This is a genomic window from Flavobacterium chungangense LMG 26729, assembly GCF_000735715.2.
In the GTDB taxonomy this organism is placed as follows: Bacteria; Bacteroidota; Bacteroidia; order Flavobacteriales; family Flavobacteriaceae; genus Flavobacterium; species Flavobacterium chungangense.
Genome location: NZ_JASY01000020.1, coordinates 45,468 through 61,010, shown reverse-complemented (window position 1 = coordinate 61,010; position 15,543 = coordinate 45,468). Strand labels below are relative to the sequence as shown.

Here is a 15,543-nt window from a genome sequence, read left to right as displayed (position 1 = left end):
AATCCTTAATTACTATTCTGAAGCTTATTCAATAAAACTGACAAAGTCCTAATCAGGGCATAAGTAGCAAACTTTGATAGAAGAGAAGGTTCACTTTGTCAGTTTGGTTGTTGATTAAAATTACTTTAAATCTTCCTAACAAATCTAAAGGATGGAAGCGGCATCCTTTTCTCGCTTCTTTAGCGAGGAAAAGATATAGCGGACAGCAGGAAATAGCTCCTTCTTTTCAAACACTTTATTTTATTTGAAAATTAGTTAAAACAAAAAAAAGGTCCAACTTTTCAGATGAACCTTTCTACAAATTATTTTTTTATTTGCTTTTTATAATATTTTCGGTATTTCGGATATGTTATGGCTCCTATTACTGAAATTGCGGCCAGTGAATAATATATCCAGTCAAGAGATTTTGCTTCTCCACTTGCATAAGAATGTAAACCTACCAAGTGGAAATTCACTCCATAATAAGTAAACAAAATGGATATAAATGCAAACATACTCATTAAGTTAAATGTCCATTTTCCTCTTAAAGCAGGTACAAAACGAGCGTGAATTACAAATGCATAAATCATGATGGAAATCAAAGCCCATGTTTCTTTTGGATCCCAACCCCAATAACGTCCCCAGCTTTCATTGGCCCATTGTCCTCCAAGGAAGTTTCCTATCGTTAACATAATCAATCCGATTGTCAATGCCATTTCGTTGATGTATGTGATCTCCTTAATATTCAGATCCATTTTGGCTTTGTTTTTTTCTGTTGTAAAGAAAATTAAAACTAAGGAAACAAAACCTAAAATCATTCCTAATGCAGTTGGACCGTAACTTGCTACAATTACTGCAACGTGAATCATTAACCAATATGAGTTAAGAACAGGCTGTAAATTTGCAATTTCCGGATCAATCCAGTTTAGATACGCTGCCATTAAGATCATCGCTGTCACGAAAGCTGATGAAGCAACAGTTAATTTTGATTTTCTATCGAAAGCCAATCCAAAGAACATTGTGGACCATGCTACATATATAATAGATTCGTAAGCATTACTCCATGGAGCGTGCCCAGAAATATACCAACGTGCTATTAAGCCTAAAGTGTGCAACGCAAAGAAAAAACCAATAACGATATGACATGCATTTACACAAAAACGAATCCATTTTTTTTCAAAAAAGATATTTACAATTGTAAAAATAAACATGATGATTGCTGCTGTAATGTACCAATATGTTAATTTTTGAAAAACATCGTATTTATTATAAGCGATTTCGGCATCAATTTTTTCTTCGCTTGGGCGTACTTTAGCTCCAAATTTCTTTTGGAAGCCGTTGATGCTTTCGACTAAATCATCGGCAGTTTTAAAGTCTTTAGAAATAGATCCATTATTTAAGGCATTGAAATAAAGTGGCAGGATTTGTTTGGTATAAGTTGCTTCCATTCCTTTTAAACCTGCATGTTCCAATTCGAGATATGAAATCCATTTATCGCCCGGATGATTTGGAACAGGGAATATTTTCAAAATACTTCCGCTTAATGCAGATTCCATGAGGTTGACTTTTTTATCGGTTTCAATAAAATCTTTTTCAAACTGATTTGGATTAGCTGCTTTGTAAGCTGCATCTAAATATGGAGACAATTTATAATTTCCGTTTTCATCAAAAAACTTTACAAAAGGTGCTTTTTTTGTATCCTTATCTACTCCAATAATTTTTCTGATACTATCATTTCCGGCTCTTAAATGAATAATCGGAACCTGAATCCAAACCTGGGCATATTGTGTCATCGACAAAAATACCTGATCAGAATTCATACCGTTGTAAGTATCGCTGTGGCTTACTTTTCTCAATAACTCTGACGAAAAAGTATTAATAGGTTTCATTCTTCCTCCGGCATCCTGAATAATCAAACGACCAAATTTAGCAGCATGAGATTCCGGTGCTTTGTAGATAGTCAACAATGAATCTATTTGTTTCTGGCTTGGCGGGCGTGTTACGTGATTGGCATGATCATTAGGATCATCGTTATGAGTGTGTGTATGATTGTGGTTATGATTGTCTCCAGGTGTATGAACATGTGGCTCTTGTGCAAAACCGTTAAAGCTCAACATTAAAACTAAAATCGTAATTAATTTTGCTTTTTTCTCTTTTACTTTTTCAAGTTTTCGTTTTAAATCTGTAAAACGGGAACCTTTGGTAAACATGATAGCCATAAGCCCAAAAAACAACATGAAATATCCTAAATAAGTAATCGAAGTTCCCCACCAATCGTGATTTACAGACAACACAGTCCCTTTTTCATCGGGGTCAAACGAAGACTGGAAAAACCTGTATCCTTTATGATCTAAAACGTGATTCATATAAATATCAGCATCAAAAGTTTCAGAAGAATCCTGAACGGTAACCTTACTTTCAAATGCGGAATAACTTTTCTCTGTTCCTGGATATTTTGTTGCAATAAAATCATTTAGTTTTACTTTAAAAGGTAAAATATAGGCTTTACTTCCGTAAAATAAACTGTATTCAATTTTTCCGATTTTAACGGTCTGTGGCTCTCCCACACTTCCTTTAGCCCCCATAAGGCGTACTTCTTTTTCCTGACCTTCCGCTTTAACTTTTACGATTAAAGCATCAGTATGAGATTTAGCTTTATAGTCATTATTCGATACATAGTCCACAATTCCTCTTACGGCCGGATCCGGGAAAACAATTCGGATGTCACCAATACTGTACAAAGAACGCATCATTAAAGGTTGTACATTATCTTTGGTTACTTTTCCTTTAAACTGATCAGCCATTCGCATAAACTCACCTTCAAAAGGAGTTTGGATCGTATATTTTTCACCGGTTGTATTAATATTTATAGCACCATCTGTTGGTTTATTCAAAGCAAACAAAACATTGTGGATATTTTGAACTTCACCTTCTTTTAGAAAATGTTCTTCACGCCCGCCGGCTCCGGCTTCAACTAATTTAATGTATAAAGTCCCTTTTGGATCCGGTTTTATAGTTTCTTTCGCACCCATGATGTAATTCACATAAGTAACTTCAAAAGGAGTTTCGTCAAATTTACCTGAAAGGGTAAAATCGTTATTGGTAACCGGAGAGAACAAAAGGCTTTTTTCAAAAGTTCTGCGTTTCATTTCTCCTTTATATTCTCCATCTGCAAAAACGGTTAAAAATGTTTTATCTGAATAGATTTGGTTTTCAGCTGCTCCTTCACGAATTGGCATAACCCCTTCATAACTGATATAACGTGTAATAAATGCTCCTAAAAGAATAAAAATAAAAGAAACGTGAAGTAATAGAGTTGCCCATTTTTCTTTTTTCAATAATTGATAGCGTTTGATGTTTCCAAAGAAGTTAATCAGGAAAAACACCATTATTGCCTCGAACCACCAGGTATTATAAATTAAAATTCGGGCGGTATCAGTATTGTATTTACTTTCGATAAAAGTTCCAATACCCATTGCGATTGCAAATGTTAAAAAAAGAACGGCCATTAATCGTGTAGAAAACAAAAAAGAGAATATTTTTTTATCCATTTTTGAAGGAATTACTGTGTATAAAAGTGGCACAAAAGTACTTAAAAATGTTGAGTTGTAATATTTGTCTTTTGTTAATTAAAACCAAAAACAGACCAATAAATCAATCCGATTTGACAATTAAACAGGTATTCTATTACAATCCATTTTGAAAAACTTTTATTTTTTATTTGAATAAAACTTTTTAATAGTTGATTTCAATTTGATAAATATTAATTCAACCTTTGAACAGCTTCGATATTTTTTAAAAAAACACTAATTTTGCGTTATGGTTAAAATAACGATAATTGGTTCCGGAAATGTTGCGCAACATTTAATAAAGGCTTTCACAAAAAGTGATAGAACGGAAATTGTGCAGGTCTTTTCAAGAAAAAAAGAATCATTACTCCACCTGGTCGATTCGGATAAAATTGCAACTGATTTTTCAGATTTAAAAGAAGCCGATTTGTATGTTATCTCTATTACTGATGATGCCATTTCTGAAGTTTCAGCACAATTACCTTTTGAAAATCAATTAGTAGTTCATACATCCGGAGCTTCACCAATTGCCATATTAAATTCAAAAAACCGAAAAGGCGTTTTTTATCCTTTACAAACTTTTTCAAAAGCAAAGCCCGTTGATTTTTCGATTATTCCAATTTGTCTGGAAGCTGAAAATCAAACGGACTACACTATTTTGGAAACGGTTGCTAAAAGTATTTCGAATGCTGTTTTTTCTATCAGTTCACAGCAAAGAAAAGCATTGCATGTTTCGGCTGTTTTTGTAAACAATTTCACGAATCATTTATATCAGATAGGGCAGGAAATTTGCGAAGAACATCTGGTTCCTTTCGAAATCTTAAGACCTCTTATTCAGGAAACTGCAGAAAAAATACAAACCCTTACCCCTGGTGATGCGCAAACTGGCCCGGCAAAACGTAACGATTCTACAACAATTGATGCTCATCTCAATTATTTAACCAATGAAAATCAAAAAAACATCTATAAAATCCTAACACAATCTATACAAAATAATGGCAAAACACTTTAAAGAAATAATGAATGACATCACAACGTTTGTTTTTGATGTTGATGGCGTACTTACAGACAGTTCCGTTTTTGTAACCAATGAGGGAGAAATGCTTCGTACCATGAATATTCGCGATGGTTACGCAATGAAAGCAGCTGTAGAGAGTGGTTTTAATGTATGTATTATTTCTGGCGGAAGCAATGAAGGTGTTCGTATAAGATTGCGTAATTTAGGTTTAACTGATATACATTTAGGAACTCCTGATAAAGTAAAAACGTTTAAAGAATACACTGATCTTTACAATATAAAACCAGAAAATGTGTTATACATGGGCGATGATATTCCTGATTTTCATGTTATGAAATTAGTAGGTTTACCAACCTGTCCACAAGATGCAAGTCCTGAAATTAAAAACATCTGCCGTTATATTTCGCACGTTAAAGGCGGAAGAGGGTCTGTACGCGATGTAATCGAACAGGTTATGAAAGTTCAGGGAAAATGGATGGAATATTTTAACGGAAAACACGACTAAATAATTATCAATTGTTAATTATCAATTGTTAATCCAAATCTTTGAACTCAAAATGAAATTCCTAAAACTTATTCGTTACCAAAATCTGTTAATGCTTGCTTTTATGCAGGTTTTATTCCGTTATGCATTTTTAAAAGGACAAAATATTCCTTTAGCCTTGTCAGACTGGCAATACGGTTTATTGGTTTTAAGTACCGTTTTAATTGCTGCTGCAGGTTATGTAATTAATAATATTTTTGATACTGAAACTGACAGAATCAATAAACCAAACGATGTTATAATTGGTAAAGGAATTTCTGAAGCCAGGGGCTATAACATTTATATTGCCCTGAATATTACCGGTGTTGCAATTGGATTTTATTTATCAAATGTTATTCAGAGACCGGGTTTTGCTACTATCTTTATATTAATTGCTTCAATGCTTTATTTTTATTCCACAACCCTGAAACAAATTATGATTTTAGGAAACATTATTGTGGCTTTGGTATTGGCACTGAGTGTAATTATCATTGGGGTTTTCGATATTTTTCCTGCAATAATACCCGAAAACAAAGCACAAATGACCAGTTTGTTTTCCATTTTAACCGATTATGCTCTATTTGCTTTCATGATTAATTTTATCCGGGAAATAATCAAAGACATAGAAGATGTTAATGGAGATTACAATCAGGGAATGAATACTCTTCCTATTGCCATTGGAATTAGCAGAACCGCTAAAATTGCTTCAATTATTTCCATTATTCCTTTTGTTCTATTGCTTTTTTACATTAAAAACTATTTTGTTGAAAATGGCCTTTTTATAGCTACCTTATATTCATTTATATTCGTTTTGGCGCCGCTCCTTTATTTCATAATTAAAGCATTTACTGCTAAATCACAAAAAGAGTTTCATCATTTGAGTATTGTTTTAAAATTAATTTTACTTTTCGGAATTTTATCAATTGTGGTTATTACCTTAAACATTCATTATAATGCTTAAAGAAAAACTAAAAAAATATACCTTAATTCTGGCTTCGGGTTCGCCTAGAAGACAGCAATTTTTTAAGGATTTGGATTTAGAGTTTGAAATTCGTTTAAAAGATATTGAAGAAATATATCCTCCAGAATTAAAGGCTGTAGAAATTACAGACTTTTTAGCACTTTTAAAAGCAAATGCCTTTGAAGGAGAATTAAAAGAAAATGAAATTTTAGTAACCAGTGACACAATTGTATGGCATCAAAATAAAGCATTAGGCAAACCTAAAGATGCTAAAGAAGCTTTTAAAATGATAAAATCTATGTCCGGTACAACTCATGAAGTGATTACATCAGTCTGTTTTAAAACCAGCTCTTCTTCTACTCTTTTAAATGATATTACAAAAGTAACTTTCAACAATTTATCTGATGAAGCTATTTTGTATTATATAGAAAATTATAAACCGTATGATAAAGCCGGAGCCTATGGTATACAGGAATGGTTTGGCTTTATGGCTGTTGCAAAAGTTGAAGGTTCATATACCAATGTTATGGGATTACCAACATCAAAAGTTTATAATTATTTAAGTATATTAGAGTAAAAATTTAATTATGTTTTCTTTCAAGGAATATTCAAAAGAAATATTAGCAACAATAGTCCTCTTCATAGTATTAATGTTGCTTAGAATAATAGTAGCTAAACTAATTCGAAAATTTGCAAAAACCAGTGAAAGACTTGAACACAGAACAAACCTTATTATTAAATACATTCATTTACTAATGAATACACTGGTGATTATTAGTTTAATCATCATTTGGGGAGTCGATACTAAGGATATTTTTATAACCGTTTCATCAATTACAACTGTAATTGGCGTTGCTATGTTTGCACAATGGTCAATTTTAAGCAATATCACTTCCGGAATGATTTTATTTTTTTCATTTCCTTTCCGAATTGGAGACACTATAAAAATTCATGACAAAGATTTCCCTATTGAGGCTGAAATCGAAGATATCAGTGCATTTCATGTGAATTTAAGAACAAAAGAAGGCGAAAAAATCATCTTCCCTAATAATCTCTTACTACAGAAAGGAATCTCTATAATGACCAACACATATGAAGAGAAAGAATTTTTTGATTAGCACTTAATGGAAATTTTATAAACTATTTTTTAAAAGCTAAAACAATATAAAGTAAATAAAGTTTAATATTTGATTAGCCTAATTTTAGTTTTAAATTCCTATAAAATGAATCAACCTGTCACGCTGCCTTTTTATGCCAAATTAACCTTTATATTATTAACTGTAATTTGTATTGGTACCATAACTTACATTGGGAGTAATATAATCACTCCTGTAATGTTAGCCTTTTTATTTACAGTTTTGTTATTGCCTCTGCACACTTTATTACATCACAAAATACATATTCCTATATATCTTGCTTCATTCATCACTGTAGTGATTTTTGTTCTTTGTATAGCAGCAATTTTAGCTTTCATATCTTATCAGGTAACAGATATTGCCAATGATTTTGATATTATTAAAAAAAATGCAATATCTTTTTTTAATAATGCGCAATCCTATATTCATGAAAAGTTTCAAATAAGTATTTGGGAGCAAAAAAAATATATTGAAAAAGTAACGAACGATTCTGTACAAAATGGCTCCGGAACTATAGGAACTGCAATTGGTTCACTAAGCGATATATTATTTAACGGCATGCTTGTGGTCGTTTTTACATTTTTGTTTCTTTTATACAAAACTCACTTTATTCTCTTTTTGGCTAAATTATTTGACAAGGAAGATCATGCAAAATTGAAAGAGATCATTACTCAAATAAAAATTTCTATAAACAATTATATCCTGGGACTTATTTTCGAAATGTTTGTAGTTTCTATTTTAACAGGTCTTGGCCTATGGATTATAGGAGCCAAATATTTTATTCTGCTTGGACTTATGACAGGGATTTTAAATTTAATCCCATACATCGGAATTATGATTGCGGGCATTCTAACTATCCTATCTTCACTTACCGGAACTCCTGATTTGTCTATAATTATAAGTATTCTTGTTGTAAATATTATTGTACAACTCATAGATAACAATATACTTGTCCCCCTAATTATCAATTCAAAAGTTGAAATTAATGCTTTAGTTTCAATAATTGGAATTATTATAGGCGGGGGTATTGCAGGAATTTCAGGAATGTTTTTGGCAATTCCGCTTTTGGCTATTTTAAAAATTATTTTTGACAGAATCGAACCCTTAGAACCTTGGGGCTACGTTATGGGCAATCATATGCCGAAAAAATTTACGTGGCGAATAAGAAAATTAAAAACTGAAAATTAAAATTGTTTTTTTTATCTTCTGCATATTATTTTAAATTATAGAATCACCAATAATTTACGCTAACTTTATTTGCATGTCTCGAAACTTTATAAAAATCTTTTTGCTTTTTCTTTTCCTTTGGAATTTTTCCCAAAGCGCTTCTTCACAAGAAAAACAGACTAAAAAAGATAGTATTGAGAAATATGATAAAATAAAAAAACTTTCAGAAAAAAGGAAATTCACAACTTTTTTAAAGAGAATCATTTTCAAACCTTCCAAAATAAAAAAGAAAAATGAAACTTTGGTTAAAAAAGAATCTCTTCCGAATGTTGATGGAAAAATTATTCGAAAAATCAGAATTATTACCTTAGACCCTTTTGGTCGATCAGATACTGACTCTACAATGGCACCAAAGAATTGGGGAGAGAGAACAGGAAATAAATTACACCTTAAAACTAAAAAATTCGCTATACAAAATTTATTACTATTTAGACGTAATTCACCGTATGATACCTATAAAATAAAAGAAACAGAACGTATTATCAGATCTCAAAGATATGTCAGCAAAGTTACAATTTCAGGAGAACTAGTTTCAACAAGTAATGATTCTATTGATATTACTGTTCGGGTTTTAGACTCGTGGAGCTTACTTCCAAAATTCTCAATATCGAGTTCAAGAGTTGGTGTTGGATTTAACGACCGCAACATTTTAGGTTCAGGACAACAACTCGAATATAAATTCACCAATAGATTTGACGATGGACATAATGCACATGATGCCTTATACACTATTCCGAATATCAAAAATACTTTTATCACTACTAAATTAAGATATTACAATGATTTAGATGATAACTATATAAAAAGTATCTCTATGGAGCGTCCTTTTTATTCACCTTTGACTAAATGGGCGGGCGGTTTTATTTTAGGACAGCAATTTAAACGGGACACTTTACAAGATGCAAATTTAAAATATGAATTTCAGCCCTTCAAATACAATACTCATGATTTTTGGGTTGGTAAAGCTTTTAATATTACAGGTGTAAGTCCAAAAAAAGAAAGAACAACTAACCTTATTGTTTCGGGTCGTTTTTTAAACATCGATTACACTGAAAAACCCAGCCTGGCATTTGATACAATCAATTTTTTTTCAGACGAAAAAATAGTTTTAATGGGTCTTGGAATAAATACACGGGAATTCGTCAAAGACAATTATATTTTTAGAAATGGAAATACTGAAGACGTTCCTATTGGAAGGATTTACGGAATAACGGCCGGTTATCAATATAAAAATAAAATATGGAGACCTTATGTAGGAGCACAAGCCTCTTTTGGCGACTATTATAAATGGGGATTTTTGAGTACTAATTTTGAGATTGGCACTTTTTTTCATCAAGCAAAAACCTATCAGACTTCTATTTCCTTTCAAGCCAATTATTTTACAAATTTATTGACATTTGGGGACTGGAAATTAAGGCAATTTATTAAACCCGAAGTAATGATTGGAATTAACAGGGCTAATTCTATAGGTGATCAGCTCACCATAAACGAAAATTACGGAATTCAGGGATTTAATGCCGCTCATTACGGCAAAAGCAAAATGGTATTAACATTGCAAACGCAAACATATGCTCCGAAAGAAATTTTAGGTTTTAGATTAAACCCCTACCTAAATTATTCAATTGCCGTTCTGGGAAACAGTACGTCAGGTTTACTTCAAAACAAATATTATTCAAAAGTTAGTTTGGGTGTTTTAATAAGTAATGATTATCTCGTCTTCAGTTCATTTCAGCTCTCTGTTTCATATTATCCAACTATACCTTTTCAGGGCGAAAATATTTTCAAAACAAATACTTTTCAAACTTCAGATATAGGCCTTCACTCTTTTGAATTAGGAAAACCAAAAATTATAGAATATAAATAATCTAATCAAAAATTAGATATTTTTCATTTTGTTCTTTTAATCTCATAAAATGCTAAAAATCAGCAAAATCAAGCATTACAACATATTTTACTTTTCAAAAAAAATATTTTTACAGACATAATTCATTTTAGAATACTATTTTTGGCACAGTATATGGATATCCATAAACAGATTAACAATTAAATTTTATTAAAAATGAAAACTATAAAATTAGCAATCGCTGGATTATTTCTAATAGTTGCAAATACGACACAAGCTCAGGTATCAATAAACGTTAATATAGGAACTCCGCCTGCATGGGGACCTGCAGGATATTCAGAAATGGAATATTATTATCTTCCTGATATTGAAGCTTATTATGATGTACGTGCTTCACAATTTATTTATTTCGGAGGAGGAAGATGGGTTAGAACAACATATTTACCAAGAGCATACAGAAATTATGATTTATATGGAGGCTACAAAGTGGTATTAACAGATTACCACGGAAGAACCCCCTATAAATACTTTGATCGCCATAGAGTAAAGTACTATAAAGGATATCATGGCGCACCTCAAAGATGTTACAAACCGAGAGCTGCTTACAGTTACAATGACCGTCGTCATGATAATCGTAAAAATTACAAACATTATGACAAACATGATAGACACGAGAAACATGATAGACATGATCGAGACGATAGAAATGACAGACACGATGATCATCATGGTCACGGAAGAAGATAAATATTAATTTACAACACAAAAGAGTATCAAAAAAATTGATACTCTTTTTTTTTATAGATATCGAAATAAATTTATCCGTTACAGTAATGAAAAAAAAGCGATCATTCTAGAGATGAATGATAACTACACTTATAAAATCTTATTTTCATTAGCTAATTATCAAAAGTAATTAAATCACTTTTGATATTAAATTTGAAAATAATAACGAAACAAATTAAATATCTAGTAACCAAATTTATAAGATATACAGTCGTTTCAATAAATTAAATAAATAATCTTTATATTCAAATTACGGTATAAAAAAAACCGTCTAAATATTTAGACGGTTTTACTTTATTATTATCATTTCAAATACTACATTGTAGCTTTTAATGCTTTAGCTTCAGCAGTCATTTCAAGTGCTTTATATACACCTAACAATGTTTTAGAAACATCTTGGTTTTTAGGATCTAACTCATTTGCTTTTTTAAGATAAGGAATAACGCTCTTAAATACAGCTTCTCTCTGTCCTTTAAGTACATCGTAACGTTTCATATCCTTTGCAGAAGTACCTAATTTATTCATTTCATCAATAATTGGTTTCTCTGCCTCTAATTTCAATGCTGCAAGATTAAGATAAGCATTTGCATAATTAGGATCGATTTCAATAACTTTTAAATAGTATTTCTCAGCATCTACAGCATTTTTTGCATTTGCACTAAGTACGCCAAGATTGAAAATTAATTCTTTATTATTTGGATCTTTTTGTAAAGCTTCACCAACTAATTTTTTATATGTATCAAAATCTTTAGTTTCTAAATACAAGTTAGCCTCAGACAGAATTAAAGAGCTATCGTCTGGATTTGCTTTTCTTGCATCTGAAATTGCTTTTTTCGCATCTTCAGTACGTCCCTTTTGAAGCAAAATTAAAGCATAATTTTTATAAACTTCACCTCTTTTAGAAGGAATTGTTTCAGTTTTAGGTTTCTCATGAGTACCTAATTTAACTGCCATATCTCTTTCATTTGCCGTATTGAAGCCATCTTCATTACCGGAAATTTTATTTACGGCAGTATAGCTAGTTCCTTTTCCTGAATAATTTAGTTTTTTCAATTGTTCATACAATGGCAAAGCTGCATCATAATCCTGAGCGTTTACGTATGTTGATGCTGCATAATACAAATTGATTGTGTCTTTTTGATCTAATAAATAAGCATCATACAGTTTTTTTGCACCTTCTGCTGCTTTATTTGACTGAGTATCGGCAATAGCAGCATTAATCAATTTACCCTTAATTTGCGTAATTGATGTAGCTGCCTGAGTTGAATACTTTTGCTTACCTGATGCTTTTTCCAAATCAATTAGCTTTTTATAACTTTCTGCTGATAAAGACAGGTTTTTACCCGTTTCTACACTTTTGTTTGCAAGCTCTAAATAAGCATTACCTTGTACAAAATAGTATTGAGCCTGCTCAACATCTTTTGCATTTACTACCATATTTTCAGCATCTTTCAATATTGAAATTGCCCCTTGAGCATCACCACCTTTTAATGCTTTTTCAGCACTTTTTATTTGATCTTTTTGAGCAAAAGTAGCTACTGAAATCAATAATGCTGATGCAAGTATTACATATTTACTTTTCATAATATTCAATTTGTGTATTTAATTTTAATTTGTGTGGTTAAATTTTCTATTCTTCAGATTCTTCTTCTTCAGAATCATCCTCGTCTTCAGTTTCTTCCTCAGAATCATCATCTTCATCATCTTCTACAACACCATCATCTTCAAGAACTTCTAAATCCGGTTTAACTCTTTCGATTACTGATTCTATTACATTTCCATCTTCATCTACAACAACTTCTTCCGCGTCATCTTTCATTACTTTCGTAACCGCTGCAATTGAATCTTTACCTTTCAGGTTAATCAATCTTACACCCTGAGTTGCACGTCCCATGACACGTAAGTCTTCAATAGCCATTCTGATCGTTAATCCTGATTTATTGATAATCATTAAATCATCAGAGTCGGTCACAGCATTAATCGATATTAATTTACCGGTTTTCTCAGTAATATTAAGAGTTTTAACTCCTTTACCACCTCGATTTGTAATTCTGTACACATCTTCTCCATCGTCATCAACTAATTTTGTACGTTTTCCGTAACCATTTTCTGTAACAACTAAAATTTGCGAATCATTAATATCGTTTTTATCGACAGTAACCATACCAATTACTTCATCAGTATCGTCTTTTAAAGTAATCCCGCGAACTCCGGAAGCTGTTCTTCCCATTGGACGCGTTTTTGTTTCTTCAAAACGAACCAGTTTACCTGATTTTACCGCTAAGATAATCTGGCTTTCACCATTAGTTAATTGTGCTCCCATTAACTCATCACCTTCTTTAATAGTAATAGCAGCAACACCATTTACCCTAGGTTTAGAATATTTCTCTAAAGATGTTTTCTTAACCTGACCTTGCTTAGTAACCATTACAAGGTTATGACTGTTGATATAATCTTTGTCCTTCAAATCTTGTGTACAAATGAAAGCTTTTACCTTATCATCACTTTCAATGTTCACCAAGTTTTGAATTGCTCTACCTTTTGCAGTTTTGCTTCCTTCCGGAATCTCATAAACACGCATCCAGAAACATTTTCCTTTTTGCGTAAAGAACATCATATATTGGTGATTGGTAGCAACAAACATATGTTCAAGGAAATCCTGATCTCTTGTTCCTGCACTTTTTTGTCCAACTCCTCCTCTATTCTGCGTTTTGTATTCTGTAAGATTTGTACGTTTGATGTAGCCTGCATGAGAAATTGTAATTACAACATTTTCATCGGCAATCAAATCTTCAATACTTACATCTCCACCAGAATATTCGATTTGAGAACGACGTTCGTCACCATATTTATCACGGATTTCAACAAGTTCTTCCTTAATTAAATTGGTTCTCAAATTTACATCTGCCAATAAAGCTTTCAAATGATCGATTAATTTCATCAATTCTTCATATTCAGCTCTTAATTTATCCTGCTCCAGTCCAGTTAATTGACGTAAACGCATTTCAACAATTGCACGAGCCTGAATATCTGATAATTTAAATCTTTCAATTAATTTTTCACGGGCTTCTTCTGTATTTTTCGAACCTCTGATTAACGCAATTACTTCATCAATATTGTCTGAAGCAATAATTAATCCTTCTAAAATATGCGCTCTTTCTTCAGCTTTACGTAACTCAAACTGAGTTCTCCTAACTACAACATCATGACGGTGCTCAATAAAATAGTGAATCATATCTTTCAGATTCAACATTTGAGGACGACCTTTTACTAATGCAATATTATTTACACTGAAAGAAGACTGCAGTTGTGTAAACTTATATAAGGTGTTTAAAACTACATTTGGAGTTGCATCGCGCTTTAGGATATAAACGATACGCATACCGTTTCTGTCAGATTCATCACGTATATTAGCAATCCCTTCGATTTTCTTTTCATTAACCAGGTCTGCTGTACGTTTGATCATATCAGCTTTATTAACCTGATACGGAATTTCAGTAACAATAATCGATTCTCTTCCATCAACTTCTTCAAAACCAACTTTAGCACGCATTACGATACGGCCTCTACCGGTTTTAAATGCTTCACGAACGCCTTCATAACCATATATTATACCTCCTGTTGGAAAATCCGGAGCTTTAATATGCGTCATTAATTCGTCTACCTCAATATCGTTATTGTCTAGGTATGCTAATGTTCCATTGATAACTTCAGTTAAATTGTGTGGAGGCATATTTGTCGCCATACCAACAGCAATACCCGTTGCCCCGTTCACTAACAAAGTAGGAACTCTGGTAGGCATAACTTTTGGCTCATATAATGTATCGTCAAAGTTCAATTGAAAATCAACTGTTTCTTTTTCGATATCTGCCATAATTTCTTCCGAAATCTTTTTCATTCTAGCCTCGGTATAACGCATTGCAGCCGGGCTGTCCCCATCTACAGAACCAAAGTTACCCTGGCCATCTACCAAAAGATAACGCAGACTCCATTCCTGAGCCATACGTACCATGGCATCATAAACAGATGTATCTCCGTGTGGGTGATACTTACCCAAAACCTCTCCTACGATTCTCGCAGATTTTTTGTGGGCTGATCTTGATGTTACTCCTAAGTCATACATTCCGTAAAGAACTCTTCGATGCACTGGTTTCAAGCCATCTCTAACATCTGGAAGTGCTCTTGATACGATTACTGACATCGAATAATCGATGTAAGCTGATTTCATTTCATCTTCGATGTTAATAGGAATTAACTTTTCTCCTTCAGACATAAGTTGTTATATTAAATAATTATTTTAGTTTCAAAGCGTGCCAAGATACGTTTTTTTGAAATTTTTATAACTATTTTCACACACTTATTTCAATGATTTATTAACAACTTTATTTTATTCTTTAGTTAATAAATTAAGCGTTTTTTAACGTTTTTATTGTTATTTTTTTTGTCTATTAGCTGACACGAGATTTCAAAGGGTATGGTTTTTGTTTTTCAAAAACTAAAT

11 protein-coding genes are annotated in these 15,543 nt (G+C 32.1%); 8 read left to right on the top strand and 3 right to left on the bottom strand.

What is annotated here, in order from left to right:
• Positions 1 to 302: 302 nt before the first annotated feature.
• On the bottom strand, positions 303 to 3,530 hold the full coding sequence (gene ccsA / locus JE46_RS21210) for a cytochrome c biogenesis protein CcsA (protein WP_031457296.1): 3,228 nt from the start codon (positions 3,528 to 3,530) through the stop codon (positions 303 to 305).
• A 268-nt stretch (positions 3,531 to 3,798) separates the two neighbouring features.
• Between ccsA and JE46_RS21205 the strand changes: the two genes are divergently transcribed.
• The 8 genes from JE46_RS21205 (at position 3,799) to JE46_RS21170 (ending at position 11,003) form a co-directional block, all read left to right on the top strand.
• Complete coding sequence (locus JE46_RS21205) at positions 3,799 to 4,560, top strand: Rossmann-like and DUF2520 domain-containing protein (protein ID WP_031457295.1); 762 nt, start codon at positions 3,799 to 3,801, stop codon at positions 4,558 to 4,560.
• Positions 4,544 to 5,071 (top strand): KdsC family phosphatase, encoded by a 528-nt coding sequence (locus JE46_RS21200; protein WP_031457294.1) that lies wholly within the window; start codon positions 4,544 to 4,546, stop codon positions 5,069 to 5,071. The genes JE46_RS21205 and JE46_RS21200 overlap by 17 nt, the downstream gene beginning before the upstream one ends.
• A 52-nt stretch (positions 5,072 to 5,123) precedes the next feature.
• Entirely contained in the window at positions 5,124 to 6,050 is a 927-nt protein-coding gene (locus JE46_RS21195; protein ID WP_083480920.1) for a geranylgeranylglycerol-phosphate geranylgeranyltransferase, read from the top strand.
• Positions 6,043 to 6,627, top strand: coding sequence for a Maf-like protein (locus JE46_RS21190; RefSeq protein ID WP_031457292.1), 585 nt, complete (start codon positions 6,043 to 6,045; stop codon positions 6,625 to 6,627). The genes JE46_RS21195 and JE46_RS21190 overlap by 8 nt, the downstream gene beginning before the upstream one ends.
• A 10-nt stretch (positions 6,628 to 6,637) precedes the next feature.
• Complete coding sequence (locus JE46_RS21185) at positions 6,638 to 7,168, top strand: mechanosensitive ion channel domain-containing protein (protein ID WP_031457291.1); 531 nt, start codon at positions 6,638 to 6,640, stop codon at positions 7,166 to 7,168.
• Positions 7,169 to 7,273: 105 nt separating this feature from the next.
• Positions 7,274 to 8,374 (top strand): AI-2E family transporter, encoded by a 1,101-nt coding sequence (locus JE46_RS21180; RefSeq protein WP_031457290.1) that lies wholly within the window; start codon positions 7,274 to 7,276, stop codon positions 8,372 to 8,374.
• Positions 8,375 to 8,474: 100 nt separating this feature from the next.
• Positions 8,475 to 10,277: a BamA/TamA family outer membrane protein gene (locus JE46_RS21175; RefSeq protein WP_317041413.1), complete on the top strand. Its 1,803-nt coding sequence runs from the start codon at positions 8,475 to 8,477 to the stop codon at positions 10,275 to 10,277.
• A 195-nt stretch (positions 10,278 to 10,472) separates the two neighbouring features.
• On the top strand, positions 10,473 to 11,003 hold the full coding sequence (locus JE46_RS21170) for a hypothetical protein (RefSeq protein WP_031457288.1): 531 nt from the start codon (positions 10,473 to 10,475) through the stop codon (positions 11,001 to 11,003).
• Positions 11,004 to 11,357: 354 nt separating this feature from the next.
• On the opposite strand, the gene JE46_RS21165 is transcribed toward JE46_RS21170, so the two are convergent.
• Positions 11,358 to 12,626: a tetratricopeptide repeat protein gene (locus JE46_RS21165; protein ID WP_031457287.1), complete on the bottom strand. Its 1,269-nt coding sequence runs from the start codon at positions 12,624 to 12,626 to the stop codon at positions 11,358 to 11,360.
• A 46-nt stretch (positions 12,627 to 12,672) separates the two neighbouring features.
• The gene (gene gyrA / locus JE46_RS21160; protein WP_031457286.1) at positions 12,673 to 15,315 is read right to left on the bottom strand and encodes a DNA gyrase subunit A; all 2,643 of its coding nucleotides are present in this window, start codon (positions 15,313 to 15,315) and stop codon (positions 12,673 to 12,675) included.
• Positions 15,316 to 15,543 lie beyond the last annotated feature (228 nt).

What these genes read in the sequence shown, in the direction of transcription:
- ccsA (WP_031457296.1), bottom strand. Translation starts at nt 3,530, where the DNA reads ATGGATAAAAAAATATTCTCTTTTTTGTTTTCTACACGATTAATGGCC.
- JE46_RS21205 (WP_031457295.1), top strand. Translation starts at nt 3,799, where the DNA reads ATGGTTAAAATAACGATAATTGGTTCCGGAAATGTTGCGCAACATTTA.
- JE46_RS21200 (WP_031457294.1), top strand. Translation starts at nt 4,544, where the DNA reads ATGGCAAAACACTTTAAAGAAATAATGAATGACATCACAACGTTTGTT.
- JE46_RS21195 (WP_083480920.1), top strand. Translation starts at nt 5,124, where the DNA reads ATGAAATTCCTAAAACTTATTCGTTACCAAAATCTGTTAATGCTTGCT.
- JE46_RS21190 (WP_031457292.1), top strand. Translation starts at nt 6,043, where the DNA reads ATGCTTAAAGAAAAACTAAAAAAATATACCTTAATTCTGGCTTCGGGT.
- JE46_RS21185 (WP_031457291.1), top strand. Translation starts at nt 6,638, where the DNA reads ATGTTTTCTTTCAAGGAATATTCAAAAGAAATATTAGCAACAATAGTC.
- JE46_RS21180 (WP_031457290.1), top strand. Translation starts at nt 7,274, where the DNA reads ATGAATCAACCTGTCACGCTGCCTTTTTATGCCAAATTAACCTTTATA.
- JE46_RS21170 (WP_031457288.1), top strand. Translation starts at nt 10,473, where the DNA reads ATGAAAACTATAAAATTAGCAATCGCTGGATTATTTCTAATAGTTGCA.
- JE46_RS21165 (WP_031457287.1), bottom strand. Translation starts at nt 12,626, where the DNA reads ATGAAAAGTAAATATGTAATACTTGCATCAGCATTATTGATTTCAGTA.
- gyrA (WP_031457286.1), bottom strand. Translation starts at nt 15,315, where the DNA reads ATGTCTGAAGGAGAAAAGTTAATTCCTATTAACATCGAAGATGAAATG.